Below are 21,254 nucleotides of genomic sequence, written 5' to 3' on the forward strand. Positions count from 1 at the left end.
ATCAATCCGAATATCAAACAAGACGGCAAGAGCTATGGAATTTCGTTCGGTGATACGAAGTCAGGCATGAATGTATCTCGGGAAAACGTTGCGAAATGCTTGTACGATTTTGTTTGTAAATCTGCCTATATACAAAAAAATGCCGATTGTTTTTAATAAATAAGGAGAAAAATGACAATTACAATATGGATTATACAAGGATTATTGGCAGCCATGTTTCTGTAGAATTAACAGACGCGGGATTCTGGAAAAGCGGCTTTGCCGCAGCCGGCGCACTCCTTTTGGGTATTACAGTATCATGACTCATATTCGGGTAAAAGACGGCCTTAGAAACGACGACGATTATTATTCTCGGTATCCTGCCTTTCTTACCGCTGTTCCTGCTCTATTAATTAACTAAAAGAAAGGCTGCCCAAAATGTCAAATATGGATGGAAAACATTTATTCGCTGGGCGAATTGATTGCGGAACAGCACAAGCGAAGGATCGAAGTGGCTGAGCGGGTTACAGCTATTTTGCAAATGGCCAAAATGCCGGATGAAGCGGGACTCGATTATTATTTAGAAGGTCACAACAACTTTGCCTTGGGAGTGACCCGTCGACACTTTAATCAACGCTTTGTTAATGTCCCCAAACGTATAAGTTGAATCTATAGAGGGCTTGATATTTTCTTTTTCAACAAGTTTAGTGGTATCTTGTAATTGACTTCCATTGGATTGCACAAATAAAAAGCGATATTCATTTTGATTCTTACGTGCTAAAGAATTGTACATTGACAACAAGTTTATCCCCTATTTCACTCAATGACAGCTGGTACTAAGTCGCTATAGAGAAGCTTTGTGTCATTCCCCCTTGAACAGGGTAAACTTTGTGTCATTACATGACTAAGCTTTATTACTTATCCATATTATTAACTGCTTTCCTCATTTCTTCATCAGTTAAATGAGTATAAATCATAGTCGTTTGTATTGAGGAATGTCCTAATTGGTTTTTCAATCTAGGCACATCATTGTTCTCCAAGTGATAACGGGTTGCAAATGAATGTCTCAGAGAATGCACGGTTAAAGCCAGCTTTCCAAAAGCTATAGTGTATTTTTCAATCAGTTTTTCAATGGATCTCTGCGTTAAACGTCGGCTTTTTCCTTTGCGACCAACAGGAGCTGCTATAAACAAAAAGCTTTCGTTTCTTTCTGGAATATATCTGGATTCTCTGATCTGAAGATAATTTTCTAAATCCAGTAAAGCTTGCTTGCTGAAATACACATATTGTTCTTTATTACCTTTACGGATAACACTTACTAAAGCTTTATTCATATCCAGATCTTCAAGGTTAATGCCTGCAACCTCAGAGAGCCTAAGACCGGATCCTAAAATGAGGGAAACAATGGCTGTATCTCGTTCACGATTAAATTGATGGAAATTGAAAATATGTTTATTCTCTTTATTAATCTTTCCGTAATCATGGGCTACAAATAACCTAAACGACTCAAAATCGTCTTCTCTGAGAATTTTCCCATCAATACGATTGGCAATCGTCTCTTGGCTTTCTTTAACTACATTTAAATCCATTTTGGCCATAACATTGCGCTGGATATATGGCTCTAGGTCACTTATTTCAGCTTTATTCTGTAAGTAATCAAATAAGGATTTTAGTGAGGACAATTTACGGTTAATGGTTAGCTTAGTATTGTCGAGTTGATACTCCAAAAAAGATAAAAAATTCTCCACTTCACGAATGGTTAGTTTCTCTAAAGTAGCTAAATTCTACCCTGGAACGATTCGAGATTTCGCTTGAATATTTGCTCTCTGGTATAACAGGCATTATTCATTACTGGGTTCAAAAACAGGACCGTTTATCCATAGAAAAAATATCGAGCGTTCTTAGCGATATTCACTTCAAGAACGTTCAAGACTTATTTGCCGACGAACAAAACAGGGCTTAAATCGTCCAAGAACGATTTAAGCCCTACCCCATATCTAATTTACACCGATGACTGGCAGCTTGCCATCTCTCAACGATGCCAATGCTAAACTCGATTCTTGATCAGGTAAGTGTATGTTCTCTTAATCTTACGGCTGGGCCTTCATCCAGCGGCTACTCAAGGCAACAAACAAGGCAACGCAGAGAGAAACGCTGGCAGAAATCCAGAAGATGGCTCTGTAACCGGCGGAGTCTGCCACCAGGCCTAGAACGAGACTACCAATCACGGTTCCAAAATCGGACATGGAGATAAATAACCCCATCCATACTTTTCGACGTTCTTTTCCGAGTGTGATGCTCAGGTAAGCGGCAAGCACAGGATACACATTAGCTATGCCATAGCCGATCATCGCACCGCCCCCGTACAGCATCCATGCATTACCTGTTACTGGGGCAAAAGCTACAAGTGCCAGACCTATCGTGAGCGAAACCAACAGCATGCCGACATATACGGAATGCCAGTTCCCGTCCGAAGGCAGATTCTTACGGAAAGCAAATCTTGCTGTCACGACCACGCCCGATTGAATAGCAAAAAACACCCCCGCATTGCCGATTCCGGTCTGTATCACATACAAGGCAAGAAACGCCGTTACCGCGCCAAACCCAATCGTTGCGCTCATCATCACGAGGCTGCTCAGCATGAAGTGACGGTTCCAGAGCGTGGATCGTGCGCTTCTATCTATTTCATGCTTGGTTGTCGTTTGCTTCGCGGGACGCTTTGCCGCTTTGATGTGCTGCGTGGCTCTTCCTGTTCCATAGCCCGAGATGAGCGTCAATGCGCCCAAAACCAAAAGGCCTGCGTAAAATCCGTTCAGTCCAGCTTTTTCCCAGGCGATCCATCCCAGTGCAGGCATCATAACCGAGGGTAGCAAACCAAACAACAAGTATAGAGATAATCCCTGAGCACGGTCACGCTCGGGCAACAGGTCCATAACAGCCATCTGCACGGTCAACGAAAAGAATGCGGCGACAGCGCCTTGCAAACCCCGGACAATAATGTAAGAAACGTTGCCTTGCCATACAAACAATAGCAAAACTAACAGATGCCCCGCCAGAATAAAACGTAGAATGCGGGCAATCCCGAATCGTTCAACGACGATTCCCGCCCATGGTCGCAGCAGCATGCTAACTAGCAAATACATCCCCACGATCATACCGATCTTGTCGTTTCCATAGCCAATGCTTTGCGTATAGAGAGGCAATATCATCTGAACGAAGGCGTTAGCACTATAAAACAAAAAAGTGAGGGTATATAGGCGTAGCAACACGGGGGAAAATGCACCGTTGCGAGCGTATGGCAAATCTTTGCTTCGATTCATGCCCAGGCGCCTTTACGCTGCCCTGCGTCAACATAGAAAGGCCTATCCTTCCGAATTGTACCCAACTCCGGATGTCCGGATAATGAGGCGTCTAACAACTGCTTAACTGCTGGTTCCCTGGATACCTTCATCTCGGCTATCGTCGAGAAGCTACCGCATAAGCTACCCTGATCTAATACAGTCCATCGGTCACATAGTGCAAAAGCAGCCTTCAGGTTGTGCGTGATGAATACGTAGGACATATCCCGTTGTTTCTTTAAATCGCGTAAAACATCGATAATATGTACCTGGTTGGCAATATCCAAGCTGCTGACAGCTTCATCGAGCACGATAAAGCTGGGTCTGGAGATCATGGCGCGTGCAATGTTAATGCGCTGTAGTTGTCCACCGCTTAATTGTCTTGGCAGCTTGTTCATGGCACTTGCAGGTAGTCCGACGATGTCCAAAGCTTCGCCGATGCGGTAATCCTTTTCCCCATTCGTTAGTCGCTCGAAATTGTCCAGGGGCTCCCCGATGATTTGTGCTGCCGTCATCTTGGGATTTACCGAAGAATAACAATCCTGAAATACGGCCTGTACATGCTTCCGTAACTGTTTCTTCGTTCGATTGTCGCAAGCATACATATCCTTACCATCAACAAGTACTGAGCCCCGTTGAGGGCGCTGCAAGCCAAGCATGATTTTGCCGAGTGTACTCTTGCCTGCACCGCTCCCCCCCAACAAACCGATGCATTGTCCTGCCTCCAGCGTCATGGAGATATCCTTCACGACAGCTCCCTGCAACTTCTGTTTCGATTTCCACCAAGAGTTGTTCGCAGAATCATACGTGTGAGTGACGCCAGAAAGTTCTAGCAGTTCCATTATTCTTCCCTCCGTTCATTCATTCAACCGACTGCGTAGCAATTCTTGTGTATAGGAATGTTGTGGTCGATTGAATATGGATAATACGTCGTTATGTTCCACGATCCGTCCTTCATGCATCACGATGACCTCGTCTGCCATCTCTGCGATGACGTCAAGATCATGCGTAATAAGCAGGATGGCAACGTCCTGGTTCATCCGCAGTCTCTCTAGTTCCTCCAATACATGGTATTGATTAATGGTATCGAGGGCTGTGGTGGGCTCGTCCGCAATGACGATGGAGGGTGACAGACACATCGTTAGCGCAATCAACACGCGTTGCAGCATGCCTCCGCTAAGCTCGAACGGATATCGTTTGAGAAGTTCCAGCGGATCAGGCAGCCTTACACTTTCAAGTGCCTGCACAGCCAGTGTCAACGCATCCGTTTTACTACACCGGGCATGTGTGCGGATCGTTTCGACAAACTGGCTTCCGATGGTATGAACAGAAACCAGTGCATTCATTGGATTTTGAACAATATATCCAATATCATTTCCGCGAATGGTGCGTAACTGCTCTTCAGTCATGCCGTTCAGTTCATCACCTCTCAGTCTGATGCTGCCGTTTATGCGGATGGCAGGATCGAGTAGCTGAAGAATCGATCGACAGGTTAGCGTTTTGCCGCTGCCACTCTGTCCTGCAAGACCTACGACGCGTCCAGGCTGCAACGAAAACGAAACATCATGCAGCAATCGTTGAGAAGCGCCGTCTTCGATCACATCGGCACAGACATTATGAAGTGCAAGCAATGGTTCAGGGGTTGCCGATCTGACGTGATGTTCTTCGAACATTGCGGGTGCTCCTCTCCTTCACTTTCTTTACGCCGAGCAGTTGGGAGAGCGACTCCCCCAGTACATTGAACGCGGTGACTACAAGTAAAATACACAATCCCGGATATAGCATTAGGGAAGGGTGTTCGCGCAAATAGCCGCGTCCTTCATTAATCATCGCTCCCCATTCCGCGGTAGGCGGCTGAATGCCGAGTCCCAGGAAGGAAAGAGCTGAAATATCCATGATGGCCCACCCCATCTCTAGCGTACCGATCACCACAATTTGCGGGAAAATATGCGGAAAAACGTGTCTTCTCAGGATCGCTAATCGGCTGGAACCGCAAATGAGGGCAGCCAGCAAATACGGCTCGGAACGCAGATGCAACACCAGACCCCGAGTCATACGTGCATAGTACACCCACTGTACCAGCAGCAGTGCAATAATGACCTGATATATCCCTGGTCCAAGCATACCAACGATGCCAAGCACAAGGACGAGGTTCGGAAATGCAAGCATGCCGTCGCAAATCCGCATTAATAGCTGATCCAGCCAACCGCCTACGTAACCGGATAACATGCCAATCGATACACCAACCAGCACAGATATGGAAAAGACACCCAACACCAGTCCAAACGTAATCCGGACACCATAGATGAGTCTGGACAACACATCCCTGCCCAAATGGTCGGTACCCAGTAAATGCTCAGCCGAGGATGGAACGAGCTTGTCAGCCATTCGTATCTGATTCGGATCATGGGGAGCTATCCATGGAGCAAAGATAGCTGTTACTGCGCAAACACACAAAAAGAACAGGCACAAGCCTACGACCAGCCGCTTGCCAAAAAACAAACTTTTCAATTTCATATTCCTACCTGCTCCTTTCTTGCAAGGAAAGCCTCGGATCAGCAGCCATGTGCAGAAGATCGGTTAGGAGACTTGTACATAAGTAAAGACAGGCAGCAAAAAAAACATAGCCCTGAATGACTGGTAAATCCCGGTTGAAAATGGATTCCACGAAAAACCGCCCCAAACCGGGCCAGGAGAATACTCGTTCTACCACAATCGTTCCCGTGATAAGCCTACCCAGATTCATACCGAATCCGGTAATGATGGGGAGAATGGCCAGTCGAACCACATGTCTGAGCATGATGCTGCGCGGCTTTAATCCTCGTGTATGCGCATAGTCCACGTAAGCCTGCTTCATCTGCTCCAGAATACTCTCGCGAAACAGTCGGGCATAGGTTGCCACAAGTGCCAAAGAGAGAGTCAATGATGGTAAAATCAAATGCTGCCATGTGCCCTTTCCTTCCACGGGAAGCAAGTCCCAGTGGAGGGCAAACAGATAGATCAGTAAGTAACCCAGCATGAATTGCGGTAAGGATGCGCCGATGTAGGAAAGAATGCGCACCGCATAATCTACCCACCGCCCGGCGTGTACGGCCGAGAGATACCCTAGTGTGACAACAGCTACGAAAGCGATCAACATACTGCTCCCCGTCAACTGCAACGTTGCGGGCAACCTTTGCCAAATCTCTCCCCAGACAGACTTGGAGGACAGGTACGACGTCCCGAGGTCTAGCTGTAGCATGCGAACAGCAGATTGCACGTACTGAGACATAAAGGGATCGTCCAGCCCCAGTTCTCCCCTCTTCTCCTGTAGCATTTGCTCGTTAGGCTTGATATGAGCTGCCGAGAAGTACGCCTCGGCCGGATCAACCGGAGAGAGCCTCATTAGCACAAAAGCTACGAAGGTGGCGAACAGCACGAGTGGAACCAGCGTCAGTGCTCTTCTAAAAATATAACCTGCCATAAGTGGCCCTTCCTTTTCTTTATTTTAGGTGAATGCTATTAAATGGATGATCCCATCTGCTCTCTGGAAATGAAACGTTATCCAGTGTTTTCTGGTATACGTTATATTGACGAATATAGGACAGGGGTATAATAACCGATTCTTCCTGAACTTTTTGTAAAATCTGATCATAAAGCTCTTGTCTCTGTTTCTCGTCAACGGAAGCCAGTACTTGCCTGATCTGTTCGTCAAGCTCTGCCTTGCCTTCAATATTGAGATGTGCCTCTGCAACGCCAAAGGTAGGCTCCGCTACCGCATTGACCAATGTATGTGGATCGTAAGGCACTCCGGAGTTGAACCAGAAGTTCATGTCATAGTCTCCCTCACGGAAACGTTTGGTCTGTTCGGTCAGCTCAAGTCCCGTCAACTGAAGTTCAACGCCAAGTCCAGCCCATTCGGCCTGAAGTGTCTCGCCCATCGCTTTCTGGATGCGGTCAGTTGTATCGTACATCAGCTCAAACGACAGCTTCTCGCCATCCTTTTCCCTGGTACCGCCCGATGCCGGAACCTTCCATCCTGCCTCGTCCAGATAAGCTGCTGCTTTGGAGGCATCGTATGCAAATCCAGGGAACGTCTGACTAACGTAAGGATAATCGGTCGTTAGCACCTGCGTCGCAGGCTGTTCCACGTCAGACGTGATGCCTTTGACCATCGCAGCCTTGTCAAATCCGTGATGCAATGCAAGCCTTACTCGCATATCCGTCAGCTTTTCATTCTGCGTATTCAGGATTAAGTTTCGCGTGCCCAACGGGCCCGATACTTCCGTTTCGAATGCATCGTTCTTTTGCAGGCGCGTGAATTCGTCAAGGCTAATGGAACCCTCTCCGAAAATGAGATCAAGATCGCCTTTCTCGAAGGCTAGTACCCGAGTTTCGGCATCCGGTATGATGCGGACCGTGATCTTGTCCAGTTCAGGCTGTTCGCCCCAATAGTTCGGGTTTTTCACGAATACGCTGTATTCATCCTGCTTGTATTCTTCAAGCATCCATGGCCCCGTGCCGATGGGAGACTGAATGCTTTCCAGCGTATTGTCCCCTTCCGGGAAGCCTGCATCGGCCAAGAAGCGGAATGGACGCACGGTCGTTAAGTCCTGCAAAACCGGATAGTACGGCTCTGACATGACAAGCTTGACGGTGTACTCGTCAACAAGCTCGAGGTGATCCAGCAATTTGGCCGTTCCCAGCCAGCTATGCGTCGTCTTGTTTTGCAGGATCGCGTCTATGTTACGCTTGACGCTAGCGGCGTTGAACGGTGTTCCGTCCGAGTATTGGACGTCCTCCCGAAGATGGAAAGTATATTCTTTGCCGTCCTCGCTAATCTCCCAACTGGTGGCCAAATGAGGCTTGATTTTTCCCCCTTCGCCGTACTCAACCAGCGGTTCGTAAATCATGGATTGTGAGAACAGCTGTGATGGATAGTACGCGTGCGGATTAGATGGACCCAAATCCCTCATCCATGAAACCGTTATTTCTTTAGCTCTTTCCTGTTCCCCGTTAGCTGACGCAGATGGTGCTGCCTCCTCTTTTTTGGAACATGCCGCTGTCACAGCAAGCAGAAGCATAAATAGCATGACAAGTATGCCTTGGAACATTTTTCTCTTTCGCATGGTAAAGCCCCCTAAAACATTAATGAGAATGAAAATCATCTTCAATTTATGTTAAGGAGTTTGGTATGATTGAACAATGGATATATTTCTGATTTTTTATAGCACAAAAAACAGAACCGGGCTTGCGACAATTGACTTGTCTATGCATGTCTTGCTTGGAACCGCGGTTCAAAATACATTTGGTTAAGGAGCACAACATGGAACGTTCAACAATTGACGGAAAAGAAATTTCCTTTTTGCCGAATGAAGGATACGACATATACATCCCTCAAAGCGTGAGCCTTTTCCGCAGGCTGTCCTGCAAACAGCTTATCCCGAGCTCGCCTGGGGCGCATCGCCTCGTCGTGTTTAAGTCGACATCCGGTGTGTTGCACTTGAGGAAGCATTTCGTGCAGACCGAAAAAAACGATGTCTTACTGCTTGCACCTGATGCGCAGGCCAGCATTCAATTCGTCGATCCGCACGAAGAAACATTGGGGGCTTCATCGTCCGCCACGCAGCTGAATACCGCGGCGGCCATCGTCATCGTGTTCAGTGTATACCGGCTTGGAGAGTCGAAACCAGCCAATGAATTACTGTCCATGATTCCGTACGAGACGCGCATGAACATTACTGACGAATCAAGGTTACTTGATTTGGCAGGAACGCTCGACCTCTCATTGAAGCGCCCCACTCCCGTCCCCGAAGAGTCGAGATTGAAACAGCAGATTGCGTTGCAGGAACTACTCCTGTTCCTGATGGAAAACATTCGACGGAATACGGAAATATCCGATAACATTCAAGCGGTGAAGCATACAGTCACTTATATCGAATCTCACTATCAGCAAAACATTACGGCCCGCCAGTTGTACAGCATCGCAGGTGTGGCTAAATGGCAATACAGTACCTTATTCAAGTCCATTACAGGAAAAAAACCGTTGGACTACGTGTTGGATATTCGTATGAAACACGCCAAGCGGCTGTTGTTACAGACCGAGGACACGATTGCACAGATTGCCCAAGCCGTGGGATTCAAGGATGAGAGTTACTTTGCGCGCAAGTTTAGACAAACGGAAGGGATCACTCCCCGCCAGTACGAGGAGGCTGCTTCAGTCAGCTCATCTCCCGTGCTCATGCCCGAGGTTCCTTACAAACGGATCGTTGCCGTTGGTTATTCGCTGGGCGATCTATTGTCCTTGGGTATCACGCCGATAGGCGCAGATGTGGAGATCATAGGTAAAAGAGGTCTGTACTGGGATTCCATCAATGGTATTGAGGATATTGGATTACTGGGTGAACCGGGCAAAATACGTAAGCTTCTTCCTGACCTGATCATTCATTCTGGTTTCCGTCAAGATTGGATCGAAGAATTGGCATCCATTGCCCCAACCGTGCTCATCGATCGCTATGAACACGTCTATTCAAGAATCATGCAAACAGCAGAGCTAATGAACCGGCAGAAGCTTGCACAACAATGGATTTATCGGCATCGCGCTGCAAGTAAACAAATGTGGATAGGCCTGGCGAAGCATATGGATGTTAAGCAAACAGCAGCTGTGTTTTCCATCGTTGAGGGCAATCTCTACATCATGAGCATGAAAGGCTTTGCAGTTACTGTATACCACCCTGACGGCATGCAGCCTCCTCCGAAGGTGAAGGAACTAATCCGGGCAGGCATTCCTTTTCAACTGACGCGACCGGAACATGCCTGTAGCTATGAAGCCGATACCCATTTTATTCTCATGGATAACGATCCCCGTACGATCCGGTTATACAGAAGACTGATGCAGTTACCATACTGGAACTCGAAAAGCATCGACCGTATTATTCTTACCGAGAACAAGTACAATTTCGATGATCCGCTCACGATGGACAGATTGTTGCTAGAGCTTCCTCAGATGATTCTGAAGAAAAGTCACTAATGACCACATTGATTTCTCCACGCCAAAAATAGGGATGTAATCAATCGCCTCTTACTACGATTGGTTACATCCCTATCCCCTACAGCGTCATATCCTGCAGCCACTGCAAAACAAGCAATCATACTTCCAATATTACCGACTCCAATAAATCCAATGGTTTTTTTCATATGTCAATGTTCCTCGTCTGATGTTTGTTCACTGTAAGTTTTTTATTGATTATCTTGGCTTGGGACAAGAACTGTACCGATAAAATAAAAAAGCCGATAAAATAGCGACTTTCAATGGGACCTTGTTCTTGTCCCTCGACATCCTTGTAGTATGTATTCAGATAATATTCGCGCAAATCTCGGGGATCTGCGGTGACTAGTGTTTCCTTATTCGATCGCAAAAAACGAGAAAAACGATATGCAGCTCACATTCATGATAATGATATCTAAATATAACTAAAAAATGACGGGATCGTGTGTCAACGCTCCTGTCATTTTATAACATTATTTTTGACATTACATCTCTTTCAATTGAATATTACTTTAACCTTGCAAGGATCTTACTTCGATGATTATATATTTTGAAGCATGTGTGCTCGTTAAACAGTGGATTAGAAGCCTGCCGTCCAACCCGCGTCTGCAGCTATAACAGCCCCGTTCACAAAGCTCGATTCGTCTGATGCCAGGAAAAGGGCTACTTTTGCGATTTCTTCCGCCTGCCCTACGCGAGGAATTACGCCTTGTGTAACCTTCGTTCGGGACGCGCCAAACTCATTTAAGTTATGAATCGTTGAAGTAATGTTTGTGGCTGTCGCTCCTGGCGCAATGGCATTGCATCGGATACCTTTTTGAGCATACATGAACCCCGTGTTTTTCGTAATACCGATTACCGCATGCTTTGAGGCAGTGTAAGCAGCGCCCGCATGCGCGCCGCTGAAGCCGCCCGTAGATGCCGTATTTATAATCACTCCATTCCCTTTATCCAGGAAGATCGGGATAACTTTTCGAATCGAACGCATAACGCTTTTTGTGTTAACATCGAATATAAAATCCCATGTCTCGTCGTCCACATCTCCTACAGGCGCCATGTTATCCATAACGCCCGCATTGTTAACTAAAATATCGAGAGTTCCGAATTCATTAACAGCAGTATCGATCATAGCATGAATATCATTTAAATCAGCAACATTGGTTTTTACTGCGACGGCGGTTCCGCCAGCTGATTTAATTCCTGCTGCAACCGATTCAGCTCCTTCAATGTTCAGGTCTGAAACAATAACACTTGCGTCTTCTTTTGCAAATAATTCTGCAATTGCTTTCCCCATTCCTGATGCTGAGCCTGTAATGACCGCAACTTTTCCTCCCAAACGCATGAAAAATCCCTCCAATGTTTTTTTGAACAACCGTTCATCTGAAGTATGGATCAAATTCTAAATCAAAGTCAATTGTACGAAAGTACACGCCCGAACGGGGGATTCTCAAGAACGAGCACCTCAAAAGGCTGCCTCATGAAAGTCCCTGAAGAACTGTGTAGGTGATTAGTTCACGTATTGGAGCTAGTCTGATGAATCTTTTCGAAGGAGTTTAACGATTAGTGTCAGGTCAATTTTTAGGGATTGATCCAGGTGATGCGGTTAGTTACAGCAACAAAGGATTTATGTTCAGAAACTTATTGCATCTGACTGGTCTTTACATAACTAAGTGATATTCCAGAGTGATACTTTTTGAAGTTTTCCCAACAACTAAATTAATCATTAATGATCTTAGGTCCTATAAACCAAAAGAGTGTATAAGATGAAAAACTGACGCCGTTTAGACCAGCTCCAACCATGCCTACTTCAGCAAGCATCTTACCAGCCAAATTCGCTCTCAGCCTTTCAAAAAAAGAATAAGCACTTTATCCGGAATATCAATTACGAGCAGGTCTGGAATAAGATAAATAGTTTTTGTATTTTTTTAATCTTTCAGGCAACTCGCCAGCCTTGGAATTAGGTTTTAATGAAACTTTATATAATTCATCCGCATGCTCGAATTTCCCGGAGATTAGAACATGAGAATGCGCTCTATCTTCTTCCGCGACATTGAATTTAACTTTGCCCTGTTCAACCTCCAAAGTGCCCTTTACACCGCAAATTCCGCATATTGCAGGATAATTATCATCATGATTCCTGATTTCAACGAGTTTGGAATGACAGATTGGACATAAACCAGATTCGCCAATATATTTCGCTTCCGTATTCGGGTTCATTAGTGTTTCAGCCACATGACGACCAGATTGCCTAGCTCTGTTCAATTCATTTTCCTTGAAGACTACTGATCCAGGCAAGCCAACCCAATTGACCAGCATTTTGTCTACAACATTGATTTGCATCGGCAGCGTGAAAAGATGGAGCATTGGCAGTGCAAGTGTGTCCCACTCACTCACTCCTACAGCTATAAGAGAAGCCACTCTTTGCTTAAAGCTTCTTTCATCTGGGCCTTTACCAGTAGTTATTCCTCTTTCTTCGCGTTGCTTCTTGGCAATCATTCGGAAGGCAATGTCATGGGAAGGGCCCATCCGGTCATTCAGAGTCTTCAACAGTCCACTCGGACTCTTCTCATAAATGGCTGAGCTCACAATTAACCCGTCGCATTCCATTATTTTTTCTTCAATAAATCCATAATCATCGTTCTTTATCACACAATCTCCTGAGCCACACTTTTCAAGCAGGCTGACTACACAAGCATTACAACCGGTGCAAGGTTTAATTTGCAGGTCATTAAGACGTATAAGCTCTACCTCGGCACCCAGTTCTTCAGCACCCATCAGAGCTTCCTTGACAAGGATTTCTGAATTACTCATCCTTCTACCGCAACTGATCCCTAAAATTTTCATTAATATCCTCCTGCAATTTGTATTTGTTAGGCATAGATCCTGAAGCAAATCCATGCGAGAGTTTCAGCTTTCTCCACTAATTTCGCATAAATTTGCTCACATAATTCCGAAACTATTCCCTCACAGAGTTTTGATTTTAAACAATATTACTCATTTTTTGATTAAAGTGTTATTTATTGCAGCGCGTAATAATTTCAGTATATATAATGAAAGCGTTATATCCTATGTGCTGGAATTTAAACCAGGGCCGATATAGTGACGATATTTTGTAATATTGCACAAGGATTAAAAAGCTTTTGGAGGCTGCTCTCGTGAAAATTCAAAAAATAATCAGAAAACTTAGCGACTGTTATCTTTCCTTGCCCGAAGAGGCCATGCAAACAAAAGAAATCAGTGAATTTACTATCCTGCGGTTGAGTTCCGTTTTCCAGGCTGACACCGCTTATATAGGCAATCTTTCGGATTTGCCAAAGGACTTTCCTACAGACACTCCTCTTTTCTGCATTCAGGATTGTGATGCACTTGTAGACTCTTATACTTGCCTTACCCTTCTGCCAAATGGACTGGACCTGCTGGATCTTTCGGGAAAGATTTCATCTATACTTGCTCATGAGAATCGGCTCATTGAGCATATGCACACTCTGATATCCGCACTTTACTCAAACAAAGGTTTGCAATACTTGACAAACGAGGCCTCACGCATCTTTGGTAATCCGGTAATCATTGTCGACGCAGGCTATAAGTTACTCGCTATGTGTCAGGCCCCCATCCCCAGCCGACCTGATATCGAACAGCAGCGAAATTTGGGTTATATTCTTGACAATAATATTGAGAGCATGAAGAAATCCAATCTGTACGAATTAACCCGTATGGCTCTTACTCCTTATTATTCACGCGATCCCGAGACCAACGACTGTTGGATAACAGCTTTTGTGTACGTACATGGTATAGAATTCGCGCAGGTCAGTGTTATGGAACTGGATCGTAAATTTACAGATATTGATTTTGAACTCGTACAATTTCTTTGTGAGTTGGTTTCGGTAGAATTGCAAAAGAACGACTTTTATAATTGCAATCAAGGAATGATGCATAGTTTTTTGCTTTCCGAACTGCTTACAGGCGAGCTCAATGATGCTAATGTCATCGCAATGCGACTGGCTCATCTGGAATGGACGCTTACACCTTACCTGAGAGTGATGACCTTGACAGACCTGAAGAACGGCTTTTTTGACGGGAAAGTTCAGTTGGTTGCACAGCATATGATCCAATTACTTCCGGATAGCCGTTGGAACGTATATCAGGGACGTATTGTATTTCTCATTTCCCTCGTTGATTCATCCTGTAAAATCATTGCTGAAGACAAACGAATTCTGGAATTTCTCCAAGTAAACGGCCTAACTGCTTCGCTGAGTGACTACTTTAGTCATTTAACCTTTTTGCGAAAATATTATAAGCAATGCCTAACCGCCATCGAGATTGGTTTCCAACTTAATTCTAACAAGCCAGTATATATGTATGAGGACTATCTCTGCGAGCATATTGGAAAGATCATATCGGAACAGAACGATCTCGCTGACTTCTGCCATCCAGTTATCCAAAAGTTAATTGCTTATGACAATGCCCACAAAACAAGTTTGCTACCTACCCTTGAAGCCTATCTTCAATATGTGGACACTCCAAATATTGCTGCTAAAACACTTTTTATTCATAGAAATACTTTGTTCTATCGAATCAACAGGATGCGTGAGCTTTTCGAGATTGATCTAAGCGATGGTGATATTCGTCTGAAACTTCAAATGACTCTTCATTTTCTAAAACTGAAAACACAACGCGGCGATCCTAAAGATCAGAGTATAGAAGGGTAAGCAAATGCAAAAAAACATGCAGACAAAATTTCTTATCGATACTTTGTCTGCACGCTGGTCTTTTCTTTCTATTTTTAAATTTAATGATAGCCCATAAGCATTCAGATAGTTCGCTGCTGTTCTAAGATGACCAGTATGTCTAATTCCATCATTAATCAGCTTACCAGCTTTAAGCCAACTGCTGAACCGAGTACCATCGCAATGAACAGAATTCTCGCGGTATTACGCGGTTCACTGTAAAAGATCATGCCCAATATGGCCCCGCCAGAAGCCCCAATACCGGTCCAGACAGCGTAGGCCGTTCCCATGGGTAGTGTTTCCATGGCCAGGGATAGAAACAAGAAGCTCAATCCAAAGCCTGCAAGCAAGTAAAAAGCAGACAGGAAATTCCGATCTTTATGGAGCTTATTAATCATAAGAACTCCCATCATCTCAAATACGCCTGCCAAAATTAGAAATACCCAGTTCATACGTCAGTGCACCTCTTTTCCTTGTTTCTTCTCTTTGCTCTGTATTTTGAGCCCTACAACTCCGAGCAGAAGCACCCCGATTAGCAACAATTTAGATCCCTGTACCTCAGCATCAAACAACAAAATTTCTGCCAATACAGTGCCGGCCGTTCCCAACCCGACAAACACTGCATACACCGTACCTACCGGAAGCGTACGGGAAGCCATAATCATGAGTATGAAACTTACTAAAATTCCAACTAAAGTACCCCCCCACTCTAACCATCCGCTGGCATGTTTCAGGCCGATGACCCATCCAACTTCAAATAATGCCGCAATTACAACAGATAACCATGTCTTGTTCATTCTGTGCTTCCTCCTTTTTGATAATGCTACAAATGTAGTATGGATTTATAGCAGCAATAAAAAAAGCCTGAGAGAATACTGCATACAGCAGTTTTTCTCCCAGGCTTTTATCCCTCCGTGGCACAGTACGACGACTGTGAGTTTTCTCTCGGACCAGCCGATATTACATCGCGGAACCCTAGAAAACATTTTTGAATTCAATTATAGTTAACATTATACACATTAGTGAATAAATTACAATATAAAATTAATAAGAATTCGTATATCATCCTAAACTTATATTATTGTTTTGGTCATTATGAAATCAATTTGTTCTTCATCACCCATATAAAAAGAGTGCGCGCCAGTTTGAACAAACCCCATTTTCTTATAAAAAGCAATGGCGTTTTCATTTTTTTCCCATACACCGAGCCAGATTTTCTTCTTATTATGTTCCATCGCAATTTCCATAGCTTTATTTAGCAGATATTTACCAAGCCCATGTTTTTGAAATTTATTTTTTATATAAATCCTCTCAATTTCGAGCGACTCATCACCCAGTTTTTCGGATTGGGCGTCATTCATATTTACCTTTAAATATCCAGCCGGTTCTTCATTGAAATAGATGAAAAAGATTTCTGAAGAGACGTTGGACAATTCCTCCTCCAACTGTTTAAAGTTAAATGCTCTTTCCATATAGGCTTTCATATTTTCAGGTGAATTCTGATCTTTAAAAGTATCGTTGAATGTTTCAATACTTATTTCTTGGAGTATTTGTAAATCTTCACGGCTGCACTTTATTATTTTCACAGTCACTTTAATGCATCTCTCCTTCATGTAAATCAATAATTTCTTTTGTTCCCCTTTTTTACAAATTCCCAGTCATCCCCTATATTTTCTCTTACTCTTTGAAGAAGATTGAAAATGGTTTCTACTTCTCTTTCCGAAAATCCCTCTAATGCAATGTTATTGGAATAATCATTTTCTCTTTTTATAAAAGGATAAACATTGTTCCCTTTCTCTGTTGGAAAGAGTTTTTTAATTTTTTGGTTATGGTTATCTTCTTTCTTTTCAATAAAGCCATTAATTACAAGTTTTTTTATAGCACGAGATGCAGTTGTTCGATCTACTTTTATCATCTCGGCTAACTTTTCTTGAATGATTCCTGGGTTTTCACATATTCGCACAAGGTACAAATACTGCCCTTTTGTAAGGTCATATTCTTTAAATTCGATATTACTTATAGAATCTAATGCCCTTGCGATCATTCCAATTTCACGAAGCACTTCCTTCATAGTTAACTCCTTTGCCCCTATTTTATTGCAAATGCAATAAAAATGATATATATTGAATTTACCTTATTTTTATTGCATTTGCAACAAAAAAATATATTAAAGAGGTCGAGTAAAGTGAAATATATTTTTTTTGTATTAGGAATTTTTATATTATCCCTTGGAATTTCGTTCACTATACAATCAGACCTTGGGACTTCACCTTTTGATGCACTTTTGGTAGGACTGTCCATAAATGTGGGGCTTACTGTGGGAAGTTGGGAAATCATAATAGCTATAATATTGATATGTTGTAATTCGCTTTTAAAAAGACAAAGACCAGAAGTTTTGGGGTTGTTAACAGCATTTATAACGGGTATTGGTATTGATATGTGGCTTTTTTTATTACACAATTTGATAGCACCTGAACTATGGTACAGCAAAGTTGTTTGTTTTGGAATTGGTTTAGTTGTTGTAGGATTAGGAACTGCAACATATTTACAGACAAATTTTGCACCAATTCCAGTTGACCGATTAACATTAATCATACAAGAATTAACTAGAACAAATCTATTTTTTTCGAGAACACTCATCTACCTTATATTCTTGATCATAGCAGTCATTTTAAATGGCCCCATTGGCATTGGAACTTTGTTAACCGTTTGTTTAGGGGGGTTAATACTCAATTACTTTATGCCACTTACTGAAAACGTACTTGACCGCATATTAACACACTCTCATACATCACTAAATCATGAGAAAGATAAAAAGCATTCTATATAGAATGCTTTTTATCTTTCTCAACTAACCTGATCTGTTAAAAGATGTAATATCCAAGTTGACACCGAAGCTTCTCTTTGTTTCGATCTTAAGTTTCTCTAGAAGAATTGGTACTGTTATTTGTCTCTCAATTGGTACTTTAATTGTGTCTAATTCATTTTTATAATGTGTTTGTATTTTGAAGGTCAATTAATAAAGGAGTGTAGCTTTATGTTCTGTGGATTATCTGCTTTTCCACTCACGCCAGTTAACGAGACAGGTATTAACGAAAAAGCATTTGTGACACTAATTCAACGATTAGTTGCAGCTGGTGTAGACTCAATTGGTGCATTGGGTTCAACTGGAAATTATGCATATCTTAATCGAGAAGAACGTTTACGTGTGCTTCGACTTGCTGTCCATTCATCTGAGGGGATTCCCGTGATGACAAGTATAAGTGCGATTCGTACTTCTGAAGTACTTCGATTAGCGGAAGATGCACAAAGAGCAGGAGCAAGCGCAGTGCTGTTAGCTCCTGTTTCTTACCAGGCATTAACAAATGAAGAGGTATATTCGTTGTATGAACAGGTGACAAGCTCGCTCTCTATTCCGCTCTGCGTATATGATAATCCGGGGACTACACATTTTCATTTCAGTGATGAGTTGCACGGTCGGATTGCTGAGCTGCCTAACGTTCGTTCTATCAAGATTCCTGGAGTGCCTTCTGATCCTGAAGCAGCCAAGGCACGCATTAGAAAACTGCGAACGGCCATTCCTCCCCATGTAACTATAGGAATAAGTGGAGACTCATCCGCAGTCACTGGCTTGGATGCAGGCTGTGAAGTATGGTACTCAGTTCTTGGTGGTTTGTTTCCAAGGGCGTGCCAAAAAATGACCCGTTTGGCCCAGTCCGGTTTTGCTGAAGAAGCGAAACAACTCTCGGCGCTACTTGAACCGCTTTGGTCGTTATTTCGTCAATATGGCAGCCTTCGCGTTATTTCAGCAGCAGCAGAAATAAGTGGCTTGATCTCAAGTCCCAGTCTTCCTTTGCCCTTACAACCATTGAATCAATCAGCTAGAGAACACTTGAAATTCATACTAAAGGATCTTCAGTCTACAGAAACATTCTGTTCACCATTCGGCTAATACCTTTTCGAAGGGGAGACTACTAAGCACGTTTGCATTAAAATTTTTCGTTATGAGTGTTGGAGGAACAACAGATGTGGTTCACATTTGCAATTGGTGCTGAACGTGTTCTAGAGGCTTTGAATTACATTGTCCTAGAAGCAAACTCATTACCTCTCGAAGTCGATAAGGCTATTTCGAGACCTTATTGTCCAATACTTTGCTGAACTACCCAAGCATTCGTAATTTCTTAATCCTTTTCTTCGTTAGCAACAGAACTATCTACTAAAAACAGCCAGCTATAATAGCTATAGCTGGCTGTTATACGTTTTTTCAATTTACTTCCAAGATCAAATCCATGCTGTCCTGTGTTAAACCAAATTTGAAGATGAAACGCTAGGTTTTGCAGGAATCACATGTAATAACTGTTTTGAATTTGGATCCTCCAGATTCACATGCACTTGATCATAATTAAATGAATTCGTAACAATAACCATTACCGTAGGATCATAACCCGCAGCCTTAATTTGCTCCAAGTTAAACTCAACTAATTTGTCATCAATGCCAATTCTATCATTTTCCTTAACCAATGGTTTAAAGTGTTGTCCCTTTAATTTCACAGTATTAATACCGATATGAATCAAAAGTTCTATACCGGAATCAGATACAATGCCAATCGCATGCCCGGTTTTGTACACGCTGCTTACCGTTCCGTTTACCGGAGCTGTAACAATTCCGCTAATTGGAACAATCCCTGCTCCTTTACCCATCGCTTCAGAAGCAAACACCTCATCGCTTACACTGCTTAAAGGAACAATTTGGCCATTCACAGGTACCACAACCTCGTTTGGATTTGCTTGATCACTCAAATTCGTCACACTCTTATTCGAAACACCGAAGAAATAAGTTAAAATGACGGCTCCAAAGAATGCAATAATCAATCCGATGACTTCTCCAATGAAACCTTGGCCTAAATAAGTTGGAATAGCCAACAAGCTAGGAAATGTAAATGTGGATGCATGTACTTCAAACGATCCAATAACAGCGCCTCCAATACCAGCAGCGATCATTGCACAGTAGAATGGACGCTTTAATTTAAGGGTTACGCCGTAAATTGCCGGTTCAGTGATACCAAAAATGGCTGTGATTGCTGCAGAACCCGATAGGCCTTTGATTTTGGCATCCTTGGTTTTCAAAAATACGCCTAGAGCAGCACCTGCTTGAGAAAGTACGGCTGCACATACAATTGGCAACCATTGGTCGTATCCTTGATTAGCGACATTGTTTATCATCAGCGTAATCAGCGCCCAATGGACTCCGAAAATGACAATCGACTGATGGAACGCTCCTAAAACCAACCCAGCAAGTAATGGGGAGAAACCAAAGATTGCTAACAATACCATGGCGAACAGGTCACTGATCTTTGTGCCTAGAGGGCCGATAACAGCCAAAGTTAAAGGCAACATAATCACTAGAGAAACCAGAGGGGTTAGCATATTACGAATTGATTCCGGAAAGAATTTGTTCAACAAAGGTTCCAAGTAAGAGAGGCCCCAAATCGACAACAGAATGGGAAACACAGACGCCGTATACGTAATTGGTATGATCGGTATGCCAAAGAAATCAATCGTTTGTGAATTGGATACGATCTCTACTAAAGACGGATGAATGAGTGCACCAGCTAACGAAACGGCTACGAATGGGTTGACTTTAAGCTTCTTGGCCGCAGTAAATGCCAAGAAAATCGGCAAAAAATAGAAAATGGCATCACTTGCTGCATTCCATATTTTATACGCACCACTGTCAGTCGATATCCAGTTCATTGTTGTAAATAAAGCTAGAATGCCTTTCAAAATTCCGGATCCAGCCAAGGCTCCCAGAAATGGCGTAAATACGGCCGAAACAAAATCCATCAACTGACTGACAGGATTAAATTTCCCAGTTCGTTTTTCTGAAGCGCTTTCATTGTTGCTAGAAGCATGTAATGCCATTCCAGGTAATGATGTTAGTGCATCATAGACTTGAGCAACGGAATTACCAACAACCACCTGATACTGTCCGGCACTATTGACGACGGTAATGACCCCATCTGTGTTTTCAATCTTTTTGGTATCTGCAGTACTCACATCATTTAATTTAAATCTCAATCTAGTGGCACAATGCCACACCGCATTTACATTCTCTTTTCCTCCTACGCCATCCAGAATATCCTTTGCCAATTTTTGATAACTCATAGTTGTCCCCCCTATTAT

20 protein-coding genes, 1 pseudogene and 1 riboswitch are annotated in these 21,254 nt (G+C 43.3%); of the genes and pseudogenes, 5 read left to right on the top strand and 16 right to left on the bottom strand.

The window, feature by feature from the left end; translation table 11 throughout:
• Positions 1–430: 430 nt before the first annotated feature.
• A complete protein-coding gene (locus MHB54_RS26895) occupies positions 431–646 on the top strand; it encodes a hypothetical protein (RefSeq protein WP_028541262.1) in 216 nt (71 codons plus the stop codon).
• On the opposite strand, the gene MHB54_RS26900 is transcribed toward MHB54_RS26895, so the two are convergent.
• The 8 genes and pseudogenes from MHB54_RS26900 to nikA all read right to left on the bottom strand — a co-directional run bounded on the left by MHB54_RS26900 (position 560) and on the right by nikA (position 8,425).
• Entirely contained in the window at positions 560–772 is a 213-nt protein-coding gene (locus MHB54_RS26900) for a zinc-binding dehydrogenase (RefSeq protein ID WP_023988655.1), read from the bottom strand. The two genes, MHB54_RS26895 and MHB54_RS26900, sit on opposite strands and share 87 nt — an antisense overlap.
• Before the next feature lie 121 nt (positions 773–893).
• Positions 894–1,760 (bottom strand): annotated as a pseudogene (xerS, locus tag MHB54_RS26905) (tyrosine recombinase XerS); the annotation flags it as partial.
• A gap of 309 nt (positions 1,761–2,069) precedes the next feature.
• On the bottom strand, positions 2,070–3,299 hold the full coding sequence (gene cntE, locus MHB54_RS26910; RefSeq protein WP_340982059.1) for a staphylopine family metallophore export MFS transporter CntE: 1,230 nt from the start codon (positions 3,297–3,299) through the stop codon (positions 2,070–2,072).
• A complete protein-coding gene (locus MHB54_RS26915) occupies positions 3,296–4,159 on the bottom strand; it encodes an ATP-binding cassette domain-containing protein (protein WP_049828393.1) in 864 nt (287 codons plus the stop codon). The genes cntE and MHB54_RS26915 overlap by 4 nt, the downstream gene beginning before the upstream one ends.
• 15 nt (positions 4,160–4,174) lie before the next feature.
• Complete coding sequence (locus tag MHB54_RS26920; protein WP_048481501.1) at positions 4,175–4,990, bottom strand: ABC transporter ATP-binding protein; 816 nt, start codon at positions 4,988–4,990, stop codon at positions 4,175–4,177.
• Positions 4,953–5,834, bottom strand: a complete 882-nt coding sequence (gene nikC, locus MHB54_RS26925) for a nickel transporter permease (protein ID WP_023988651.1) — start codon at positions 5,832–5,834, stop codon at positions 4,953–4,955. The genes MHB54_RS26920 and nikC overlap by 38 nt, the downstream gene beginning before the upstream one ends.
• Positions 5,835–5,838: 4 nt before the next feature.
• A complete protein-coding gene (locus tag MHB54_RS26930; protein WP_025722474.1) occupies positions 5,839–6,780 on the bottom strand; it encodes an ABC transporter permease subunit in 942 nt (313 codons plus the stop codon).
• Between the two features lie 19 nt (positions 6,781–6,799).
• Positions 6,800–8,425 carry a nickel ABC transporter substrate-binding protein gene (nikA, locus tag MHB54_RS26935; RefSeq protein ID WP_028541263.1) on the bottom strand — a complete coding sequence of 542 codons (1,626 nt, stop codon included), beginning with the start codon at positions 8,423–8,425 and terminating at the stop codon, positions 6,800–6,802.
• Between the two features lie 197 nt (positions 8,426–8,622).
• Between nikA and MHB54_RS26940 the strand changes: the two genes are divergently transcribed.
• Complete coding sequence (locus MHB54_RS26940) at positions 8,623–10,326, top strand: helix-turn-helix domain-containing protein (RefSeq protein WP_068938413.1); 1,704 nt, start codon at positions 8,623–8,625, stop codon at positions 10,324–10,326.
• Here the strand turns inward: MHB54_RS26940 and MHB54_RS26945 are convergent.
• The 3 genes from MHB54_RS26945 to MHB54_RS26955 all read right to left on the bottom strand — a co-directional run bounded on the left by MHB54_RS26945 (position 10,323) and on the right by MHB54_RS26955 (position 13,188).
• Positions 10,323–10,493 carry a hypothetical protein gene (locus tag MHB54_RS26945; RefSeq protein WP_155613676.1) on the bottom strand — a complete coding sequence of 57 codons (171 nt, stop codon included), beginning with the start codon at positions 10,491–10,493 and terminating at the stop codon, positions 10,323–10,325. The two genes, MHB54_RS26940 and MHB54_RS26945, sit on opposite strands and share 4 nt — an antisense overlap.
• 431 nt (positions 10,494–10,924) lie before the next feature.
• Positions 10,925–11,686, bottom strand: a complete 762-nt coding sequence (locus tag MHB54_RS26950; RefSeq protein WP_340982060.1) for an SDR family oxidoreductase — start codon at positions 11,684–11,686, stop codon at positions 10,925–10,927.
• A 536-nt stretch (positions 11,687–12,222) separates the two neighbouring features.
• Positions 12,223–13,188 (bottom strand): flavodoxin family protein, encoded by a 966-nt coding sequence (locus MHB54_RS26955; protein ID WP_340982061.1) that lies wholly within the window; start codon positions 13,186–13,188, stop codon positions 12,223–12,225.
• Positions 13,189–13,499: 311 nt separating this feature from the next.
• On the opposite strand from MHB54_RS26955, the gene MHB54_RS26960 reads away from it, so the two are divergent.
• Positions 13,500–15,053, top strand: a complete 1,554-nt coding sequence (locus MHB54_RS26960; RefSeq protein ID WP_340982062.1) for a PucR family transcriptional regulator — start codon at positions 13,500–13,502, stop codon at positions 15,051–15,053.
• 155 nt (positions 15,054–15,208) lie between these two features.
• On the opposite strand, the gene MHB54_RS26965 is transcribed toward MHB54_RS26960, so the two are convergent.
• From MHB54_RS26965 to MHB54_RS26980, 4 genes are all read right to left on the bottom strand, one after another.
• Entirely contained in the window at positions 15,209–15,523 is a 315-nt protein-coding gene (locus MHB54_RS26965) for a DMT family transporter (RefSeq protein ID WP_023988641.1), read from the bottom strand.
• A 3-nt stretch (positions 15,524–15,526) separates the two neighbouring features.
• Positions 15,527–15,868, bottom strand: a complete 342-nt coding sequence (locus tag MHB54_RS26970) for a DMT family transporter (protein WP_023988640.1) — start codon at positions 15,866–15,868, stop codon at positions 15,527–15,529.
• Positions 15,869–15,962: 94 nt separating this feature from the next.
• Positions 15,963–16,061, bottom strand: a riboswitch (guanidine-I (ykkC/yxkD leader).
• An 83-nt stretch (positions 16,062–16,144) separates the two neighbouring features.
• Complete coding sequence (locus tag MHB54_RS26975) at positions 16,145–16,663, bottom strand: GNAT family N-acetyltransferase (protein WP_338533596.1); 519 nt, start codon at positions 16,661–16,663, stop codon at positions 16,145–16,147.
• Between the two features lie 26 nt (positions 16,664–16,689).
• The gene (locus MHB54_RS26980) at positions 16,690–17,142 is read right to left on the bottom strand and encodes a MarR family winged helix-turn-helix transcriptional regulator (protein WP_068938417.1); all 453 of its coding nucleotides are present in this window, start codon (positions 17,140–17,142) and stop codon (positions 16,690–16,692) included.
• Between the two features lie 114 nt (positions 17,143–17,256).
• On the opposite strand from MHB54_RS26980, the gene MHB54_RS26985 reads away from it, so the two are divergent.
• Positions 17,257–17,901 carry a YczE/YyaS/YitT family protein gene (locus MHB54_RS26985; RefSeq protein WP_340982063.1) on the top strand — a complete coding sequence of 215 codons (645 nt, stop codon included), beginning with the start codon at positions 17,257–17,259 and terminating at the stop codon, positions 17,899–17,901.
• A 207-nt stretch (positions 17,902–18,108) separates the two neighbouring features.
• Positions 18,109–19,023 carry a dihydrodipicolinate synthase family protein gene (locus MHB54_RS26990; RefSeq protein ID WP_279833697.1) on the top strand — a complete coding sequence of 305 codons (915 nt, stop codon included), beginning with the start codon at positions 18,109–18,111 and terminating at the stop codon, positions 19,021–19,023.
• Positions 19,024–19,373: 350 nt separating this feature from the next.
• Here the strand turns inward: MHB54_RS26990 and MHB54_RS26995 are convergent, their stop codons facing one another.
• On the bottom strand, positions 19,374–21,236 hold the full coding sequence (locus MHB54_RS26995; RefSeq protein WP_023988634.1) for a beta-glucoside-specific PTS transporter subunit IIABC: 1,863 nt from the start codon (positions 21,234–21,236) through the stop codon (positions 19,374–19,376).
• Between the last annotated feature and the right edge of the window lie 18 nt (positions 21,237–21,254).

This window comes from Paenibacillus sp. FSL M7-0802 (genome assembly GCF_038004945.1).
Lineage (GTDB): Bacteria > Bacillota > Bacilli > Paenibacillales > Paenibacillaceae > Paenibacillus > Paenibacillus polymyxa_B.